At 55.5% G+C, this 16,898-nt stretch carries 22 protein-coding genes; 6 read left to right on the top strand and 16 right to left on the bottom strand.

Features of this window, described 5'->3' with window-relative positions; translation table 11 throughout:
- Positions 1-27: 27 nt before the first annotated feature.
- Positions 28-189, bottom strand: a complete 162-nt coding sequence (locus BI343_RS20005) for a hypothetical protein (protein ID WP_169829001.1) — start codon at positions 187-189, stop codon at positions 28-30.
- Positions 190-566: 377 nt separating this feature from the next.
- Here BI343_RS20005 and BI343_RS20585 point away from each other — a divergent pair, with 377 nt between their 5' ends.
- Entirely contained in the window at positions 567-914 is a 348-nt protein-coding gene (locus BI343_RS20585; protein WP_280513332.1) for a helix-turn-helix transcriptional regulator, read from the top strand.
- A 95-nt stretch (positions 915-1,009) separates the two neighbouring features.
- On the opposite strand, the gene BI343_RS10045 is transcribed toward BI343_RS20585, so the two are convergent.
- Genes BI343_RS10045 through BI343_RS10035 form a run of 3 tightly spaced genes read right to left on the bottom strand, consistent with a single transcriptional unit; the run spans position 1,010 to position 3,299 of the window.
- Positions 1,010-1,981, bottom strand: a complete 972-nt coding sequence (locus BI343_RS10045; protein ID WP_169829000.1) for a lysylphosphatidylglycerol synthase transmembrane domain-containing protein — start codon at positions 1,979-1,981, stop codon at positions 1,010-1,012.
- 14 nt (positions 1,982-1,995) lie between these two features.
- Positions 1,996-2,412 carry a divergent PAP2 family protein gene (locus tag BI343_RS10040; RefSeq protein WP_071109594.1) on the bottom strand — a complete coding sequence of 139 codons (417 nt, stop codon included), beginning with the start codon at positions 2,410-2,412 and terminating at the stop codon, positions 1,996-1,998.
- 2 nt (positions 2,413-2,414) lie between these two features.
- Positions 2,415-3,299 (bottom strand): decaprenyl-phosphate phosphoribosyltransferase, encoded by an 885-nt coding sequence (locus BI343_RS10035; protein WP_071109593.1) that lies wholly within the window; start codon positions 3,297-3,299, stop codon positions 2,415-2,417.
- A gap of 26 nt (positions 3,300-3,325) precedes the next feature.
- Here BI343_RS10035 and BI343_RS10030 point away from each other — a divergent pair, with 26 nt between their 5' ends.
- The 4 genes from BI343_RS10030 to BI343_RS19650 are packed head-to-tail and all read left to right on the top strand — an operon-like array spanning position 3,326 to position 7,377.
- Complete coding sequence (locus BI343_RS10030; RefSeq protein ID WP_071109592.1) at positions 3,326-3,739, top strand: GtrA family protein; 414 nt, start codon at positions 3,326-3,328, stop codon at positions 3,737-3,739.
- Positions 3,736-5,037: an FAD-binding oxidoreductase gene (locus BI343_RS10025; RefSeq protein WP_071109591.1), complete on the top strand. Its 1,302-nt coding sequence runs from the start codon at positions 3,736-3,738 to the stop codon at positions 5,035-5,037. Before BI343_RS10030 ends, BI343_RS10025 begins: the two co-directional genes overlap by 4 nt.
- Positions 5,038-5,790 (top strand): SDR family NAD(P)-dependent oxidoreductase, encoded by a 753-nt coding sequence (locus BI343_RS10020; RefSeq protein ID WP_071109590.1) that lies wholly within the window; start codon positions 5,038-5,040, stop codon positions 5,788-5,790.
- A gap of 9 nt (positions 5,791-5,799) precedes the next feature.
- Positions 5,800-7,377, top strand: coding sequence for a hypothetical protein (locus BI343_RS19650; protein ID WP_139165699.1), 1,578 nt, complete (start codon positions 5,800-5,802; stop codon positions 7,375-7,377).
- 267 nt (positions 7,378-7,644) lie between these two features.
- Here the strand turns inward: BI343_RS19650 and BI343_RS10015 are convergent, their stop codons facing one another.
- Positions 7,645-8,577, bottom strand: a complete 933-nt coding sequence (locus BI343_RS10015; RefSeq protein WP_071109589.1) for an IS5 family transposase — start codon at positions 8,575-8,577, stop codon at positions 7,645-7,647.
- The gene (locus BI343_RS20745) at positions 8,574-8,714 is read right to left on the bottom strand and encodes a DUF3761 domain-containing protein (protein ID WP_479686412.1); all 141 of its coding nucleotides are present in this window, start codon (positions 8,712-8,714) and stop codon (positions 8,574-8,576) included. The genes BI343_RS10015 and BI343_RS20745 overlap by 4 nt, the downstream gene beginning before the upstream one ends.
- Positions 8,715-9,023: 309 nt before the next feature.
- Between BI343_RS20745 and BI343_RS10010 the strand changes: the two genes are divergently transcribed.
- Positions 9,024-9,293: an HU family DNA-binding protein gene (locus BI343_RS10010; RefSeq protein WP_043621976.1), complete on the top strand. Its 270-nt coding sequence runs from the start codon at positions 9,024-9,026 to the stop codon at positions 9,291-9,293.
- A 72-nt stretch (positions 9,294-9,365) separates the two neighbouring features.
- Here BI343_RS10010 and BI343_RS10005 read toward each other — a convergent pair whose 3' ends face one another.
- The 10 genes from BI343_RS10005 to BI343_RS09960 all read right to left on the bottom strand — a co-directional run.
- On the bottom strand, positions 9,366-10,232 hold the full coding sequence (locus tag BI343_RS10005; protein ID WP_071109588.1) for an NAD(P)-dependent oxidoreductase: 867 nt from the start codon (positions 10,230-10,232) through the stop codon (positions 9,366-9,368).
- 67 nt (positions 10,233-10,299) lie between these two features.
- A complete protein-coding gene (locus BI343_RS10000) occupies positions 10,300-10,638 on the bottom strand; it encodes an EscU/YscU/HrcU family type III secretion system export apparatus switch protein (protein ID WP_043621982.1) in 339 nt (112 codons plus the stop codon).
- The gene (gene fliK, locus BI343_RS09995; RefSeq protein WP_071109587.1) at positions 10,619-11,689 is read right to left on the bottom strand and encodes a flagellar hook-length control protein FliK; all 1,071 of its coding nucleotides are present in this window, start codon (positions 11,687-11,689) and stop codon (positions 10,619-10,621) included. The genes BI343_RS10000 and fliK overlap by 20 nt, the downstream gene beginning before the upstream one ends.
- A complete protein-coding gene (locus BI343_RS09990) occupies positions 11,686-12,039 on the bottom strand; it encodes a DUF2802 domain-containing protein (RefSeq protein WP_071109586.1) in 354 nt (117 codons plus the stop codon). The genes fliK and BI343_RS09990 overlap by 4 nt, the downstream gene beginning before the upstream one ends.
- A gap of 135 nt (positions 12,040-12,174) precedes the next feature.
- Positions 12,175-12,513 carry a flagellar protein FliT gene (locus BI343_RS09985; protein WP_169828999.1) on the bottom strand — a complete coding sequence of 113 codons (339 nt, stop codon included), beginning with the start codon at positions 12,511-12,513 and terminating at the stop codon, positions 12,175-12,177.
- An 8-nt stretch (positions 12,514-12,521) separates the two neighbouring features.
- Positions 12,522-12,944: a flagellar export chaperone FliS gene (gene fliS, locus BI343_RS09980; protein WP_244886619.1), complete on the bottom strand. Its 423-nt coding sequence runs from the start codon at positions 12,942-12,944 to the stop codon at positions 12,522-12,524.
- Between the two features lie 67 nt (positions 12,945-13,011).
- Positions 13,012-14,373 carry a flagellar filament capping protein FliD gene (fliD, locus tag BI343_RS09975; protein WP_071109583.1) on the bottom strand — a complete coding sequence of 454 codons (1,362 nt, stop codon included), beginning with the start codon at positions 14,371-14,373 and terminating at the stop codon, positions 13,012-13,014.
- A 47-nt stretch (positions 14,374-14,420) separates the two neighbouring features.
- Positions 14,421-14,846, bottom strand: a complete 426-nt coding sequence (locus BI343_RS09970) for a flagellar protein FlaG (protein ID WP_071109612.1) — start codon at positions 14,844-14,846, stop codon at positions 14,421-14,423.
- Positions 14,847-14,920: 74 nt separating this feature from the next.
- Positions 14,921-15,769 carry a flagellin N-terminal helical domain-containing protein gene (locus tag BI343_RS09965; protein ID WP_071109582.1) on the bottom strand — a complete coding sequence of 283 codons (849 nt, stop codon included), beginning with the start codon at positions 15,767-15,769 and terminating at the stop codon, positions 14,921-14,923.
- A gap of 241 nt (positions 15,770-16,010) precedes the next feature.
- The coding region (locus BI343_RS09960) for an IS3 family transposase (protein WP_083340896.1) at positions 16,011-16,898 on the bottom strand (888 nt) is incomplete at its 5' end.

Genomic DNA, 16,898 nt, shown 5'->3' with positions numbered 1-16,898 from the left:
AAAGGGGCTTTGCATGCCGAAGCCTATTTATGCAACAAAGCCGCCCTCGTTGCCGACGATAGTCAGCGCGAGCAGCTTTTTCTGGGGATCGCACAAAACGCGGTAGGTGATTTCTCCGCTCGCCCGCTGCCCGGTCTTCTTGGCCTTGGCGAGCTTCAGGGATAAGTAGCTTGGGTTGGTTTCGGTCATGGTGTGTTGTCTCGATCAGGGCTGCAAAAGCAAAGCGGCCCGGTTCCAGCTGGGAACGGGGCCGCGTGAATGAGGTGAATGGCGCGCCTTCAAGCCGAAGGCATTGGCGTCAGCGTTTGACTCGAATGCGCAGTTCGACTTCGACTCGCTGGGGCAGCGAGGGGGAGATGTATTCGGCGATGGCGTTGCTCAGCATGTTGGTGTTCCTCGTGGCAGTAACAAAAAAAGCCGATCCCCAAAACGAGGATCGGCTACCGGGTCAGTGACCACGAAAACAATATCTACCTGACTTTGCGGTCGTTACCCCTTGGCGACGTGGCGACTTGGGCGACGAGACGGCGCACCATACCCGTTGTCGCCACTGTCGCCGTGTCGCCGTGTCGCCTCAGGCCAAGCCTCTCAGCCAGCATGTTCCGCCTTCTCCCTGCGCATCCCGCCAAGCTCCCCAACATTCAGATAGCGATCGCGCAAACCAAGAGCAAAGAGAGGACAGCCTGCCCACAAAAACCCTACATCGACTACTTCCGACGTCCTGGTTGGCCCAGCGTCTCAACATTTCCGTCATGACCATCGAGCGCCTTCGGGCCCAGCAGTCACCCGACATCCCTCCGCACATCACTATCGGCAAATCGATTCGCTACGACGAGCGGGTTGTCGAGGCTTGGCTGCAGAACAAGATGGGCCTTCGGGCACCATTGCCGATTGATGCCCCTGCAGCGGTGTGACCAAAAAATGATGCCTACAGTCATACCACCTACCCCTAAAGGGGGTAGGTGGTATGACTTTGTGGTGATCATCAAGCCCGAAGGGACCGCGAATGTTAGCCGTCTTTATCAACCACATCGCTATCGCGAGTCAGTACGATTCGGGTCATTGTTGTCAGGCCGATACCAACTGCAAGCCACAATGTCAGACTGCGACTGACGAACGATGCGGTGATGGCATCCGCCTGGCCAACGCCTGCCGCCGACAGAAGCAACACGATCGCCGCTTCTGTGGTTCCCAGCCCGCCCGGAATAAACGACGCGGCGCCAACCAGGATGCTCAGGCAATAAATCGCAATGACAGTACCGGCCGCTAATTCATAGCCGAGCGCATGAACAATCAAGTACAGCGAGACGCCTTGCACCGCCCAGGCCGCAAGGCTCAAGGGTGCCGCCACAGCGAGTCTGCGACCAGACAATAAGAAACGAACGTTAGCAATCAGGGTTGTCGCATGGCCAACGACAGAGCTCCTCGCAGCTCGTCTGCCTATCAAGGTGATTAGTTGGGAGCGGAGCAGCAGAACCACGATAGCGATGCTGGCGATTGCCGCGAGCATCCACGGCCGCTGTTCCGGGAACATCGACATTGCCACCGATGCCAGCATCCCCACCGCAACCAAATCCAGAAGCCGCTCGGAAATAAATGCGCCAATACTGTGCGGGTAGCTGACGCCGTAGGGATGGAGATAAACCGATCGGATCGTTTCTCCAGCCTTGCCCGGTGTGAGCGTCAGCGCAAACGCCGCCAGGTAGATTTCGAGGTTACGAACAACCGGAACCCGGTGTCCCATGGTACCGATGAAGTGATGCCAGCGGGCAAATCGGAGCAGATAGCTCAACAGGGATAGGCCGACCACCTGAACCCAAATCTCACCCGGGAGCACGGAGACCGCAGCACCAAATGCTTCCCAATCCGCTAGGGTTGCCATCCCGACGTACAGCACCACCGTCGCCACAATGGCCAGTGAAATGGACCGAACTGGAATGCGGTTCGCGGTAGCTTGGTTTATCGCCAGGGTCTCGTCCATCCGTGACTCGTCCATCAGGCCAAAATCGTGTTCACTGCAGCGGCAACCGCGATACCTACGGTGATGCCCGCGGCAATTTCCAACCGGGTGTGACCCATGCGCTCACGAAGCGCCTGATGATCAGATGCTTTAGCCGCCAATTTGTTGATGGCCACCGCATGCTTGCCCACCTGACGGCGCAGACTATTGGCATCCAGCATCACGATAAAGGCCAGCGTAATGGCGACGCCGAAGGCGGGCTGTCCTATGCCCCCCTTGAGGGCAATAAGTGCAGCCATGCTGCTGACGATCGCACTGTGGTTGCTGGGCAGCCCACCGTAGCCGATGAGGCTGAACGACAGCTGTTTTGCCTTGATGCTGTTGATGATGAACTTTGAAACTCCGGCGACGAGCCAAGCTAGAAATGGGGTCAGGGCGTAAGAGAAGTCCATAATCACCCCTGCACTGGCCACAATGCCCAACCGCAGGCAGCCACCCACAGCGCCACGGTAAACAACAACTGCCAGTCAGCCAGCAGCGCATCGGTAGGCGACTCACCGCCATCAAGGGCTTCCACCACGAACCAGTAACGAAACAGGCCGAACAGGACCAATGGAACCGTGATGACCAACTCGGGCTTGGCGGACATCACGAACATGCTATAGAACAGCAGCGCCCCTGTTGCCGACATCTCAGCGTAGCGGTCCACCAGCGAAACGGAGTACTTCTCAAGCACCTTGCGGCCCTCAGTGCCACTTTGGCTGAGCTCTTGACGGCGTTTAACGGCTGCCAAGTACAGAGCTAAGCACAGAGTCGTGATAAACATCCAGGAGGAGACAGGCACGTCCAGTGCCATGGCGCCTGCATAGACCCGCAGAACAAAACCGATGGCGATGGTGAAGATGTCGACCACGGGCTGATGCTTTAGCACGAACGTGTAGGCCAGGTTCAGCACCAGATAGGCTGCGATGACCATCACCACCTTTGGGGCAACGAACCAGCCCCACACTAGCACGGCGTAGAGGGCTGCAAGCAAGATTAGGGCAGCGGGTACCGAGACGATCCCAGCCGCCAGTGGACGGGTCTTGGACTTCTTGGGGTGACGACGGTCACGCTCGATGTCGTGCATGTCGTTGATGACATAAGTCGCCGATGAGCCGACGCAGAACAGCAGTACAGCCAACAAGGCATGGTTGACGGCTCCAGCATCCAGAAACGCCCCGGAAAAAACCAGCGGTGCCAGAACAAAACCGTTCTTGACCCACTGCTTTGGTCGCATCAGTTTCATTACCCCCTTTAGCTGCGCTAGAGGTGAGCAGGCTATTGCGTTATCATGCATTGTTTTCGAATTTCGGTCCATATTAGATGTTCTCTTCTACCAAGCTGGCAATTAACTATGCCATTTTCGCACTAATCGCAACTGCAGCAAACATCGGCGCTCAGGATCTTGTCATCCGGACCTACAGCGGCGCCTTCGATATTCTGGCCTCGGTCGTCGTGGGCACAGGCGTTGGTCTTGTCGTCAAGTACATCCTCGACAAGCGCTACATTTTCCGCTTCAGGGCACGCAGCGTCGCCCACGACACCCAGACCTTCGCCCTCTATACCGTCATGGGCTTGGCCACGACCGTGATCTTCTGGGGCTTCGAGTTTGGCTTCCAGTACATCTTTGAAACCAAGGAAATGCGCTACCTCGGCGGCGTTATTGGTCTTGCGATCGGCTACCTGACAAAGTACCACCTGGATAAGCGTTACGTCTTCCGCACGGAGGCCGTATGAAGCCGGTTACTTCCTGGGGGCGCTTGAGCACCGATCCTCATCATGTCGTCGGTCTGAATGATCCTTCTAAGGTCAAGAGTCTGGTTTGTAATGGAACGCACCCGGGTGTGGCTCATGGCATGGGCCGCAGCTATGGCGACGTCTGCCTGAACCCGGAAGGCACTCTTTGGATCACGACCGGACTCGACCACTTCATCGCTTTTGACGACAGCACCGGCCGCCTGGTGTGTGAGGCTGGCGTGTTACTAAGGGACATCCAGCGACTGGTCATCCCTCGCGGCTGGATTCTGCCGGTAACACCGGGGACGCAATTGGTAACCGTTGGGGGGGCGATCGCCAACGATGTCCACGGCAAGAACCATCACGTACTCGGCTCTTTCGGCGATCACGTCCAGAACATCACCCTTATCCGGACCGATGGCGAGGTCATCCAGTGCGGGCCACATGAGCAAGCCGATTGGTTCGCTGCCACGGTCGGAGGATTGGGCCTGACTGGGGTGATCACGCAAGCCGAGATCCAGTTGCGCCGCGTGGCTGGACCATGGCTGGACACTGAGACCGTGCCCTATGCCAACCTGAATGAGTTCTTCCGGCTCGCGGATGATTCCGAGGCCGATTGGGAACACACTGTGTCCTGGATTGACTGCATCACAGGGGGCGGCGGGCGTGGCTTGTTCATGCGCGGCAACCCCACCAATGTCAGAGATCGCTCGGCACCTCAGGGTCGTAAGCTGACCATGCCGATGGTGCCACCCGTTTCCCTGGTCAATCGGTTGTCGCTGCGCCCCTTTAACATGGCCTACTACCATCTTAAGAAGGTGCGAGCTGGGCGGGCCATTACGCACTACGAGCCGTTTTTCTATCCCTTGGACAACCTGCTCGAGTGGAACCGGATGTACGGGCCTAAGGGCTTCTTCCAGTACCAGAGTGTGGTGCCACGCGAAGTCGGGCAAGAGGCCGTTCAGGCCATGCTTAAAGAAATCGCTCGCTCTGGCGATGGCTCATTCCTGGCTGTACTGAAGACCTTTGGCAACCGCCAGCCGGTAGGGATGCTGAGCTTTCCACAGCCGGGGGTCACGCTGGCGCTGGACTTTCCGAATCACGGCGAGCGAACGCACCAACTATTCGAGCGCCTGGATGCCATCGTGCATGAGGCCAAGGGCCGCATTTACTTGGCCAAAGATGCACGAATGCCCAGAGAACTCTTCGAAGCAGGCTATCCGCGCCTGGCCGAATTCATGAAATACAGGGACCCGGGCATCAGCTCCGGTCTCTCACGCCGTTTGATGGGAGGTTGAATGAACAACAAGAAAAGAATCGTCATTATTGGAGCCACCTCGGCCATCGCCGAGCACTGCGCAAGGCTCTGGCTGAAAAAGCAGCCGGCCGATCTGACTTTGGTGGGGCGCGATGCACAGCGCATCGAACGGGTGGCCACAGACCTCAAGGTGCGCAGCCCTGAATCGGAAATCCGGGTCATCCAGGCTGAGTTTATGGACCCCGAAACCATAGACGCCACGGCTGGGTATATCGTCAAATCGGGTCGCGTCGATATCGTCCTGATTGCGCATGGGTCGCTGCCCGAGCAGACCGAGTGTCAGAACGACCTTCAGTATTGCCGCGACGCACTGGAGATCAACGGGATATCACCCGTCCTCTATGCCGAGGCCTTTGCCAAAGAGATGGAAAAAGCCAACCACGGCACCATTGCCTTGATTGGCTCCGTAGCCGGGGACAGGGGGCGCAAGTCCAACTATGTCTACGGAGCAGCCAAAGGACTGGTTACCCGCTATACCCAAGGCTTGCAGCACCGTTTTGCGGGTAGCGGGGTCAAGGTGGTGCTGATCAAGCCTGGGCCGACTGATACTCCGATGACGGCTAATCTAAAGAGTAAGGGGGCCAAACTCGCGCCTGTTGAAGGCGTGGCAAAGCAGATTGTTGATGGCATAGAATCGTGCAAACTGGTTATCTACACCCCAAATAGGTGGCGGTTAATAATGCTCACAATTCAGCACATTCCGTTTTTGATTTTTAAAAATATCAACATCTAAAATAGCGCCATGATCTCAAAAAATAAAATTAATCTAACAGCCTCTGCTGTTTTAATCCTTGCCACCCTTACCTCATTTTATATCTTCTCTCGATTTACAGTTGATGATGCATTCATCTCATGGAGATACGGCAGGAATCTTATTGAATTCGGATTGTGGAATTATAATCCAACCCGAATTGATATGGTCCAAGCCTACACAAATCCCATTTTTGCATTAATTAGCATACTCTCAAATTTTATTAATTTCGATGTTGTGTTTTTTTTCAAAATGCTCTCGATTTTAACTGTTGCAGCATTTTTTATCTGGTTCAGAAAAAGAGTTAATCAATCAAGGCTATTACTATTGGGATTTATCTGTCTCCCAGGAACAATAATTCACGCCTTTTCAGGGCTTGAAACATTTTTATTTGTTTTTCTTCTTGGCGCACTACTGATATCACTCTACGAAGAAAAGGTTTTCGAGTCAATATTGCTCTCCAGCCTATTGTTTATTACGCGCCCAGAAAGCTGGATTTTTGCAATACTGATCCCGATATATTTTGCAATAAACGATAAGGAAGAAAATGTGAATTGGGCACTCAAACACCCAATTCGGTATTTAAAATCCATAAATCTCAGCGCTCGGAGAGGAGTTATCCCCCTCATTGTCTTGTCCCTTCTTTTGATCGCCTATTTTATCTTTCACTACATTCACTTTGGCGACCCACTTCCCAATACTTTTCACATCAAATCTGGTGCAAGATTTTCGGTTAAAAATTTTTTGATTTTTGCCTTTTTTTCCGCCCCCGCTATTTTGGCCGCTACAACTGTAGCCAAGCGTCCAAAATTCTTCGTGCTTGTGCTGGGAACTTTCTGTGCAATGATCGGAAGTTACTCAACTTCTGATCTGCAGATGAATTATGCATGGCGATTTGCATTTCATATTTTTGCTCCAAGCTATTTTCTACATTGCTATTTTTTAAATAAGAAGCCCGGCAAAATTACCTTACAGAAATCAGTTGAGAAAAAACCGCCGAATTCGCCCGGCAACATCATCCATAATGTTATTGCTCCAGCAATCCTTTTTTCATTTTTTATGATATCAACATCACTTAGTACTGCATTTTATTATCCGAGGGCACTTATTTCACATGCGCAGCTAGGAAGAGTTTTAGAAGAAATATCAGAAAAATACAACATAAAAACGTTTGCATTTGGCGACGCTGGTATGGCGGCCTATTATTCCAAAATAAATGTGCTGGATAATGTCGGTCTTGCGAATAGCCAAATAGGGCGACACGGCTTGACACGCGAGTACCTGGATTACATAAAGCCAGACATGGCAATTTTCTACGCAACACCTTCCGGAATAAGGCTGAGTGAATTTAATCAGGGAGTCATTTTTGATTGGGTAAGTGAAAAAAAATTCGTAAAAATATGCGACATATATTTCACGCCAGAATATCTTATGACAGTTTATGCAAAGACAAAAATTCCCGAAATTCAATCACTATGCAAAGAGACTTATCTAAAAAACTCAGCCGACAACAAATCGATTCTCTCCTATGCCATAGCCCCGCCTCCATGGACTTTCTGGAAGGAGTAGGATAGCCAAAGGCCGCGCAAGCAATTAAAACGAAAAAGCCAACCCCGAAAGAGGTTGGCTTTTTGAACCGCCCCGGGTTTCGCGGAGGCTCCCTCACTTGAGAGAATGGAGCTATGAGCAAATCCACCAAGTTTTCCCCAGAAGTCCGCGATCGCGCTGTGCGCATGGGGCGCTGTTGCATAAATCCAGAACAGGGCGAGGCTCCCCTTTCCCGGCTTTGTTGCATAAATAGGCTTCGGCATGCAAAGCCCCTTTCCCTGGGCGGATTTATGGCATGCGCACCGTCATCGGCGTCCCGAGCCGCGTGAAACGGTTCAAGATCGCCGCTCGCACTTGGAGCTCTGCGACTTGACGGTCGAAGTCCCTTGCCATCACCCGCTCGCCCAGCAGCTTGAAACAGCGCATCTTGGTTTCCACCAGGCTGTGGCGATGGTAACCGCTCCATTTCCTCCAGATCGCTCGTCCCAGGAGCCGGGTAGCACGCAGTATCTCGTTTCGGACATGGGCGCCCAACCGATTTTCCTTCCACGGCTTGGCATTCTTCCGGGTAGGAATCACCGCCTCGGCTTTTCGCTTGGCAATCGCTTCATGGCAGCCTTTGGTGTCGTAGGCACCATCGCCACTTACTGCAGCAATCCGTTCCCCCGCAGGAATCTGGTCCAGCAACTCCGGCAACATTGGCGCATCGCCCACCGCGTTGTCGGTCACTTCAATCGCTCGGATTTCCAGCGTCTGCGCATCAATGCCCAAATGCACCTTGCGCCACTGACGGCGGTACTCCGCGCCGTGTTTCTTCGTTTTCCATTCGCCTTCACCCAGCATCTTGATGCCGGTGCTGTCGATCAACAGGTGCAGCCCGGTCGTGCTTGGACGGCAAGGAATGGCCACCTGCAAATGCTTTTGCCGCCGGCATACGGTGCTGTAGTCCGGCGTTAGCCAGTCTAGCCCCGCCAGTTTTAGCAGGCTTTGCACCATACCCACGGCCTGTCGGAGCGCAAGATTGAACAGGCATTTGATCGTCAGGCAGAACTGAATGGCGGCATCGCTGAAGGTCAGTGTCCGTCCGCGTTTGCCGAGCGCAGAACCATGCCAGCGCATGTCACGGTCCAACCAGATCATCAGCGACCCACGCGCCTTGAGCGCAGCATTGTAGGTCTTCCAGTTAGTGGTCTTGTACTTGGGCGGGGTGGGCTTACTCATGCCGTCATTCTACCCCGCCTACAGGGAGGGTGATTTGTGCAACAAAGCCCATCATGATTGATATAGCTGTCTTCCGTCGCGAGATTGGTCGACCCTGCCACCCTTTTGGCCATGGCGGGTTGCCAAGCCAGCGCCATGGCCAGCAGGGCTGCCAGTCCTATCGATTTTATCGCTGCCAACATGCCGTATCCCTTATTCAGATCGCGTGAGTCCGCATTCTAGAATGAGGAAGACAATGCTGAACAGAACAATCAACCTGTGATACAAAATCCAAGCGGCAGCATGACTAGCAGCTTGAAGCGCTCCCGCCAGGCACATTCTGCGGCAAGCACGCCACTCAGGATGGCATTACACGAACATTTATAATCACATCCTGCTTTTTCACCTTTATCAGGGACGCAAAATCGCAGAAAATGGGGTTTTACTCTATGCGAAAGACGCACACCATGACCAAAGCCGAACTGATTGCCCTTCTTTCCGACAAGTCCGGCCTGAATAAAGCCGATGTTCTGCGCGTTCTGGGTGCCTTCGACGAAGTGCTGCTGGACACCCTGGCCAACAATGGCGAGCTCAGCATCGTGGCCGGCAAGTTCAAGGTGAAGGAAAGCGCAGCACGCACCGGCCGCAATCCGAAAACCGGCGAAACCATCCAGATTCCGGCCAAGCGCAAGGTGGCGTTCGTCGCCAGCAAGCAATTGAAGGATCGTATCGGCTAAGCGCTCGATCCCGCCTCTATCATTGAAAACGGGCCGCGCAATTTGCGCGGCCCGTTTTGCGTGCCAACAAGCTTAGTTTTGTTGCCAAATCAGCCTGGCAATCGCCGCCGAATCCAGCTCGCCATCGCCCTGCTCGACCAACTGATCGATCAAATGCATTGTGCGCTCCGCGGCTGGCAGACTGATGCCCTGCTCCCGCGCGGTATCCAATACGATATGCATATCCTTGGCGTGCAGCTTGGCCTTGAAGCCTGGCGCGTAGTTGTCGTCTATCATGCGCTGGCCATGCACATCCAGCACGCGGCTTTGCGCGAAGCCGCCCAGCAGCGCCGCGCGTACCGGCGCGGGATCGACATCGCAGGCGCGCGCCAGTTTGACGATTTCGGCCACCGCCGCCACGCCCACCGCGACGGCGATCTGGTTGCACGCCTTGGCCACCTGGCCGGCGCCGCTGGCGCCGATGTGGGTAATGGTCTGTCCCATAGCCAGCAAGGCCGGCCGCGCCTTCTCCAAAGCCTCGGCCTTGCCGCCTACCATGATGGTCAGGGTACCGTTGATGGCGCCGACTTCGCCGCCGGATACCGGACAATCCAGGAAATCGATCCCTTTTTCAGACAAGGCCGCGGCGATGCGGCGCGCGCCATTCGGCGCGATGGTGCTCATATCCACGCACACCAGTCCCGGCTTGCCGCCATGGACCGCGCCGCGCTCCCCCAGCAGCACCTGCTCCACATCGGCCGTATCGGACACATTGGTGACCAGCACGTCGACCTGCGCGGCCAACTCCGCGGGACTGGCCGCCCATTCCGCGCCGGCATCCAGCAAAGCCTGGGCACTTTCGCGCTTGCGCGCCCAGACGCGGACCGGGTAGCCCGCCTTCAACAAATTGAGGACACAGGGACGACCCATGATGCCAAGACCGATATAACCGATGCGCATGCGATTCTCCAAGCGGGGTAGCGTAATCGGCTGAGCATAGGGGATTGCGCCAAACGGCGCTAGGGGCTTAACGGTTGCTGACCGGGGCGCGCCGGTCGTTGATCCAGTCTTCGAATTCGGTTTGCGCCGAGCCAGCCTGTTTTTCCAGGTAGTAGACGAACGCCAGGATTTCAGCGACGGCTCGATACAGTTCCGGGGGGATATGCTTGTCCAGATCAACCTGCATCAACAGCGAGACCAGCTCGGGCGAATCGTGGACAAAAACGCCGGCATCCTGCGCGCATTCGATGATGCGTTGGGCCATCTGACCATAGCCCTTGGCCACCACCAGCGGCGAACGATGGCCCTCCTGATAAGACAACGCCACCGCAGAGCGGCGCTTGTCGTCATTCTGCTGCTGATTCATTCTGACTCACCGCCAGGCCAGCCAAGGTCAGGCCAGCGGCCTCCATGCCATCGCGCAAACGCGCGGCATGCTGCCTGATCAGCTGGCTCGTATCCTCGTCATCGGCCTTGAAAGACACTTGTACCGACTGTCCAACCAAGCGCACTCTCACCCCCATGCCGCCCAGCGCAGGCAAAGCCAGCGATAGACTGGTGTTCCACACCGGAATGTCCTCTTGCCCATCCCCCTGGCGCTCGTTTTCCATGGGCTCCTGCTGGATTTGCATATCCATCAGCTGGCCGGGCCAAGCCAAGCCCTGAAACTGCACGGTACGCTGTTCCAAACCATCCAATTGCCGCTGCACCAAATGGCCCAGTTCCTGTAATTGCGGCTTCACCGCGTTGTTATTCTTTTGCCCCTCATCCAAGGCCTGCATGGTCAGCGTCAACTTGGCCTGCGGCTCCTGCTTCAACTGCTCCAGAGAATGCAAGCCATTGCTGAAATCCTTGAGGTGGGACTCATAGAACAAGCCGCTCTGTTTGACATTCAACTGCAACTGCTTGGCCAGTTGCTCAGGCGGGTGCTCGCCGGCATCCAGCTGCAAGGGCAAATGCTTTGCCGTTGCACCGGTGCCAGCGGTATTGGCTGAATGCGTTTCTTCTCTCGGCGTGCTCAGCAAAGTGGTCAGATAGCGGGATGCGGTGCTGAGTTTGACGGCGACCGAGCTGTCCTGCGGCGGCGGGGTTTCCTTGCCGCCATCCTGCAATTGAAAGGTCAACGTGGGGGACAGCGACACCACTTTCAGATTCAGGCTATCGCTGGGCAAATGGGTGCCTTGGGGCAGGTTCAGCGTGAACAGGGCGTTCTTGATCAGAACGGCCAACTGATTATTGCCCAGCTGGTCTGCCACCTTGGCCGTCAACAACTCTCCCACCATCAATGATGGCGGGCTGTCCGGCTGGCTGAGCGCTTCCAGCAGCCGGCTGGTATCCACCGAGGTGCGCAGCTGGTTAAGCGTCTGCGTCGTGCCTTGCGAGGCGGTGGAAACGGCGTTGGGTAACGATGGGATCATGAAGTGGGGCTATTACGGTAAAGCGATACGATCAGCTCTGCCTCACTGCGGGAAATCCCACAGCGAGAAGCCACCTCGGAAGCGGTCAAACCCTGGCGTATCATTTCTATGGCTTGATTGTAAGGACTCAATCCCGCATCGCCGGTCGCCTGATGATCAAACTTAGACTGCAAGCGCGCTACATCCCGCTGCAGCGCGCTGATTTGCTGCTGCTGCTGGTCCAAATACAGCGAGGTGAGGCTGTCCCGCTTGCTTTCCAGTCGCTGCAATCGCCCGAACAGGTAAACAATGGCCACCGCCAGTACAAGCCACAGCGCAACCATCAGGTACGGAAAGAAGGCGCCGGTCATGGAGAATCCCCTTGGGTGAGCATCCACATTGACTTTAAGTGTATGGCGAAAAATAGCGCAACCCAAGTCAAAACCGGCTCATTCCTCATCCAAGACGCCGCCCCGCCAAGCGGGCCGACATATAGCAACGCGGCATCATGATTTGTACTGACGATTGAGCTTGGAACTCTGGCTCAAAGCCCTCAACTCATGCTTGACCTGGTCCGCCCAGGACGCGATCTGCGTCTGCACCTCAAGACGCAAGGCCAACACGCGCTTCAAGGCGTCGCGCTGCTCGGGGCTGAGTTTGTCTCGCTCGCCAGCCTCCAGCCGTTGCAATAGCTGGTGAGTATAGCCTTCATGCAAGGTGAACAATTCAACAAAACGCGGCCGCTCGCGTTGATTGGCCGCTTCCAGCAACTGTTTTGCCAAAGGCTCCAACTGGTCTATTAAATTAGCCAAGCCCTTCGGGGTGGAGGCAAATTGCGCGGGCATGCCTGTCATCACGCTCCTGAACCGGTATTCGCCTCGGCCTGCGCGGCGGAATTGGCTCGGTCAACCTGTTGCCAGGCAGGCAGAATGGTTTCCATCAGGCCTTTGACTTCGGCCAGGATTTCCTTGTCGTTCTTCAGACTAGCCTTGGCCAAGCGCATCTTCATATAAATGTACAGCTCATTCAGGTTGACCGCGGCCTCGGAGCCCTGCTCCAGGTCCAGCGCAATGCGCAAGCCCTCAAGGATATCGATTGCCTTGCCGATCATCCTGGCTTTTTCATCGAAACGATTGTTGTCAATGGCTAAGCTGGCGGAACTCAGCGCCTTGATCACGCCTTCGTAAAGCATCACGACGATGCCAATCGGACTCGCACCGTATATCGCCGCCTTTAGGGCGTCGTTGGCATATGCCTGATTGAACTGCTTGAGCATTCGTGAATTCAGCATGAGTCACCATCATTTTCTAGGCTTAAGACAGCCAACGCCGCCTTCTGCGATTCTACTTGGAAATCAGGTTGAACAGGCTACTCGAACCTGCCTGCATCTGCGCCAGCGTTTTGTTCAGGTTCGTATACTGCTGCAACAACTGGCTTTGCTTGGTATCCAATCTGGCTTGCAGAGAGCTTTGCAGCTGGGCCTCCTGATCCACACGGCTCTTGATCGATGCCTTGCTGGTTTCGATCAAGCCGGTAGGACCCAGCATGCTGTTGATTGCCTGATTGAAACGCTGGGCAAAACCTGTATTGTTGGCATTGCCAAACAGGTTGGCAACAGCTTGCTTGTCCTTCTTAAGCGCGTCATTGAACGCGTTCTGATCGACCTTCAGCGTGCCATCCTTCTGCAGAGAAATGCCGACTTGCGACAAGAACGCATACGAATTCACCGGATCCGCACCCTCCACCCCTACTGACAGCACTTGCTGCAGCCGACTCTGGATATCCAGGATCGAAGCGTTGCCCTTCAGGGCGCCCTTGCGCGCATCCTTTACATCGCTGACAACCTGGTTATAGGCATCGACAAATGATTGCAGGTTCTTGTTGATGCCAGCGTTGTCTGAGGCAAGGGAGACTGTGAAGCTGCCCGGCTTGTACAAATCGATTTCCACGCCGGCCACAGCCGATGATATGCGGTTGCTGCCCGCGCTCACCGCCACGCCATTGACGGTCAGGCTGGCATTCTGGGCATTCAGGGACTCCTTCCCTGCCGCATCGCTTTGCGTCAGTCCTGCCAGGGTGGAGCCGGAGGTGTTGCCGGAGTCGTGATCGCTACCTGCGATGCTAAACTGATTGTCAGTACCCGAATTGGCCGCGACCAACACCAGCTTGTAATCCTTGCCGTTTTGAACGATGCTCGAATTAATCCCGATGCCCGCGGCATTGATTTTGTCGTTAATGGTTTGCAGCGTCACCGCGTCACCAGGCTTGTCGATCAGTTTGACTGTCTGCGTTTTGCCGCCCACCTGAAAGGTCAGCTGGTCCAGCTTGGTGCTAACCACCGCATCGGACTTGGATATGGTCTCCCCACCCAACCGATCAAAAACCAGCTGGCGATTGGTCGCCAATTTATCTACCGATATCTGATAAGTCCCGGTATTGCCACCCGTAGTGGTAGACACCGACGCCATGGCCCCATCGCTGACGGAGGCTTTGAATACCTGCAGGAACCGCCCAGACGACAGCGAAGTCATCGCCGTCTGCAGCGCCGATAAAGACGAGCTCAATCTGCCGACGGTACTCAACTGGGTATTGTACTGGTCAGTCTTTCCCAAACTGGCATTCAGCGGCTGTCTTTCAATCATCATCAGCTGGCTGACAATGCCCTGCACATCCAAAACGCCCACGGAACTGGTAATGGCTGCCATTTTTTTGTGTCCTTATGTTCGCACCGCATCGCGTCAGGACAGTTTGATCAGGCTTTGTCCTTCAGCAAGAGTCCTTTGAAGTCGCCGATCGCCTTGGCGATGCGCAGCGCTTCTTCAGATGGAATCTGACGAATCACCTTGTTGTTCTCTTTGTCGACGACTTTCACCACCGTTGCGCCGGTGTCCTTGTCGACCGAAAACTGCAAGGAGCTATTGTACAGCGTTGCTGCATTGTTCAACTGGTTCACCGATTCCTGCAGTTGCTTGGGATCGGTTAGCTGTTTTTTCTGCGCATCCGCAGAAGACTGTTGCTGCTGGCTCTGCCCAGCCGCGGCAACTGCCTGTGTGGAATCAGCCAACACGGGCTGATTCTGATCACCCGCAGGCGCCTGAGCCAACTCAACCAACTGTTGACGCTGCACTGGCGCTGCCGACGCAGGCGCAGCAGGCGATAAAATGGACGGGATTTGCATGATCATACTCCTCATGAACGCAGCCCCGGCTGCCCAACCGGAGCTGCACTCTGGCTATACCATCAGGCTACGCTTTACTGCAGCAGCGTCAATGCTGCTTGAGGTATAGTATTCGCTTGCTTCAGAATCGAGGCGCCGGCCTGTTGCAGAATCTGGTTTTTCGTCAGATTAGCCGTTTCCGCGGCAAAGTCCACATCCACAATACGGCTGTTGGCTGCAGTCAGGTTTTGCACATAACTCTGCAGGTTTGCCACCACCGCGTCAAACCGGTTTTGTACCGCACCCCAAGTAGAACGTACAGTGGAAATTTCGGCGATGTCGCTATCGAGCGTGGACAGCAGGGCAGAGGCACCAGACTGAGTCGTAATGTTAATCGTACCGGTTGCCGTCAGCGACGAGTTGTAGCTGCACAACACGCCGCCCGAAGTCAAGTCCACGGACGAAATCGATACCTGGTTGCTGCTGGCGCCAGACGAACCCACTTGGAAGGTCAGAATCGCACTACCGGACAACAGCTGGGTGCCGTTGAACTGGGTAGTTTGCACGATACGCGAAATTTCCTGGGTCAGCTGGTCCACTTCGTTTTGCAGCTGCGAACGGTTGGTATTGCTGACGGACGAGTTGGAGGACTGCACCGCGATTTCACGGATACGCTGCAGGTTGTTGGCGATCTGACCCAACGCGCCTTCAGCGGTTTGGCCGACGGAAGTACCGTCGTTGGCATTCTTGATCGCCTGGTTATTACCACGGATGGCGGACGTCAGGGTCTGCGAAATCGCGAGACCAGCCGCGTCATCCTTGGCACTGTTGACGCGCAGGCCGGAAGACAGGCGTTGCAGCGATTGCGACAGCGACATCTGCGAATTGTTCAGGTTCAGCTGGGCTTGCAGCGACGTGACGTTGGTGTTGACGGTAATGGCCATGATGACTCTCCTGGTGCTCTGTGTGTGGGCAAAGTAGCTTGCTTACACCACTTATCGACCAGGTCGAACCGAACTTTACGGTGAAAATGTGAATTTTCACACTTGACTTGCCATCAACACTGCCAAACTGTTATCGCATCTACTCACCTCCAAGCTACTGCGTATCTTTAATGCGGCTCCGCGGCGGCTTTGTCGCCGTGATCTGCCCCCGCTAGCCATACCAGCAATCAGGAGAGAAGTCCTAGGTTTGCATGGTGGTGGAACCTGCTGATCTTTGGCTTGCTAATTGTGCCTGGCGATGGCGTGCCGCAAATTCCGCTGGCGGTATCCGGCCAATCGATCCATGGGGACGGACTTGATTGTAATCGTCCCGCCACGCGGAGATGATCTGCCTGGCCTCCGCCAGCGAATCAAAGACATGCTCGTTCAGGCATTCGTCGCGGAGTCTGGCATTGAAGCTTTCGATGTAACCATTCTGCATCGGCCGGCCTGGTTGAATCAGGATGTGGCGGATGCCGCGGCTTTGCGCCCAGCCCATGAATGCCCGACTGGTGAACTCCGGCCCATTGTCCGTCCGGATCGCTGACGGATAGCCGCGAAATTGCGCCGCCTGATCCAACATCCGCGTGACGTATTGACCGGACATCGAGAAATCCACCGCAATCTGCACCGCTTCGTGGCTGAAGTCATCGGCGACCGTCAGGCATTTCAAGCGCCGACCACTGGCTAACTGGTCGCTGACAAAATCCATGCTCCACACCTCATTCCACTGCGTAGCGGCTTGCAGCAGCGTGCGCACGCCGGTCAGCTTACGCCGACGGTTACGTCGTCTAACCGCCAGACCTTGTTCGCGATACAAGCGGTACACCCGCTTGTGGTTGATGCCCGGAAACTCGGCGCGCAACAGGTCATGCACTCGCCGATAGCCAAAGCGGCGGCGCGTGTGGGCGATATCGATGATGCGGGCGGTCAGCCGATGCGTGAATGCATCGGTTTGCGGCGGATGTCGCCAGGCGTCTCGAGAAAGCCCCACAAGCCGGCAAGCGCGGCGTTCCGACAATGCCAGTCCGCTGCTTAGCATGATGCGGATGGCCTGCCGCTTGGCTTGCGGGGCTAGCGCTTTATCCCG

It is taken from the genome of Chromobacterium amazonense, from assembly GCF_001855565.1.
GTDB lineage: Bacteria > Pseudomonadota > Gammaproteobacteria > Burkholderiales > Chromobacteriaceae > Chromobacterium > Chromobacterium amazonense.
The sequence above is the reverse complement of the archived record's forward strand: the minus strand, read 5'-3'. Positions and strand labels throughout refer to the sequence as shown.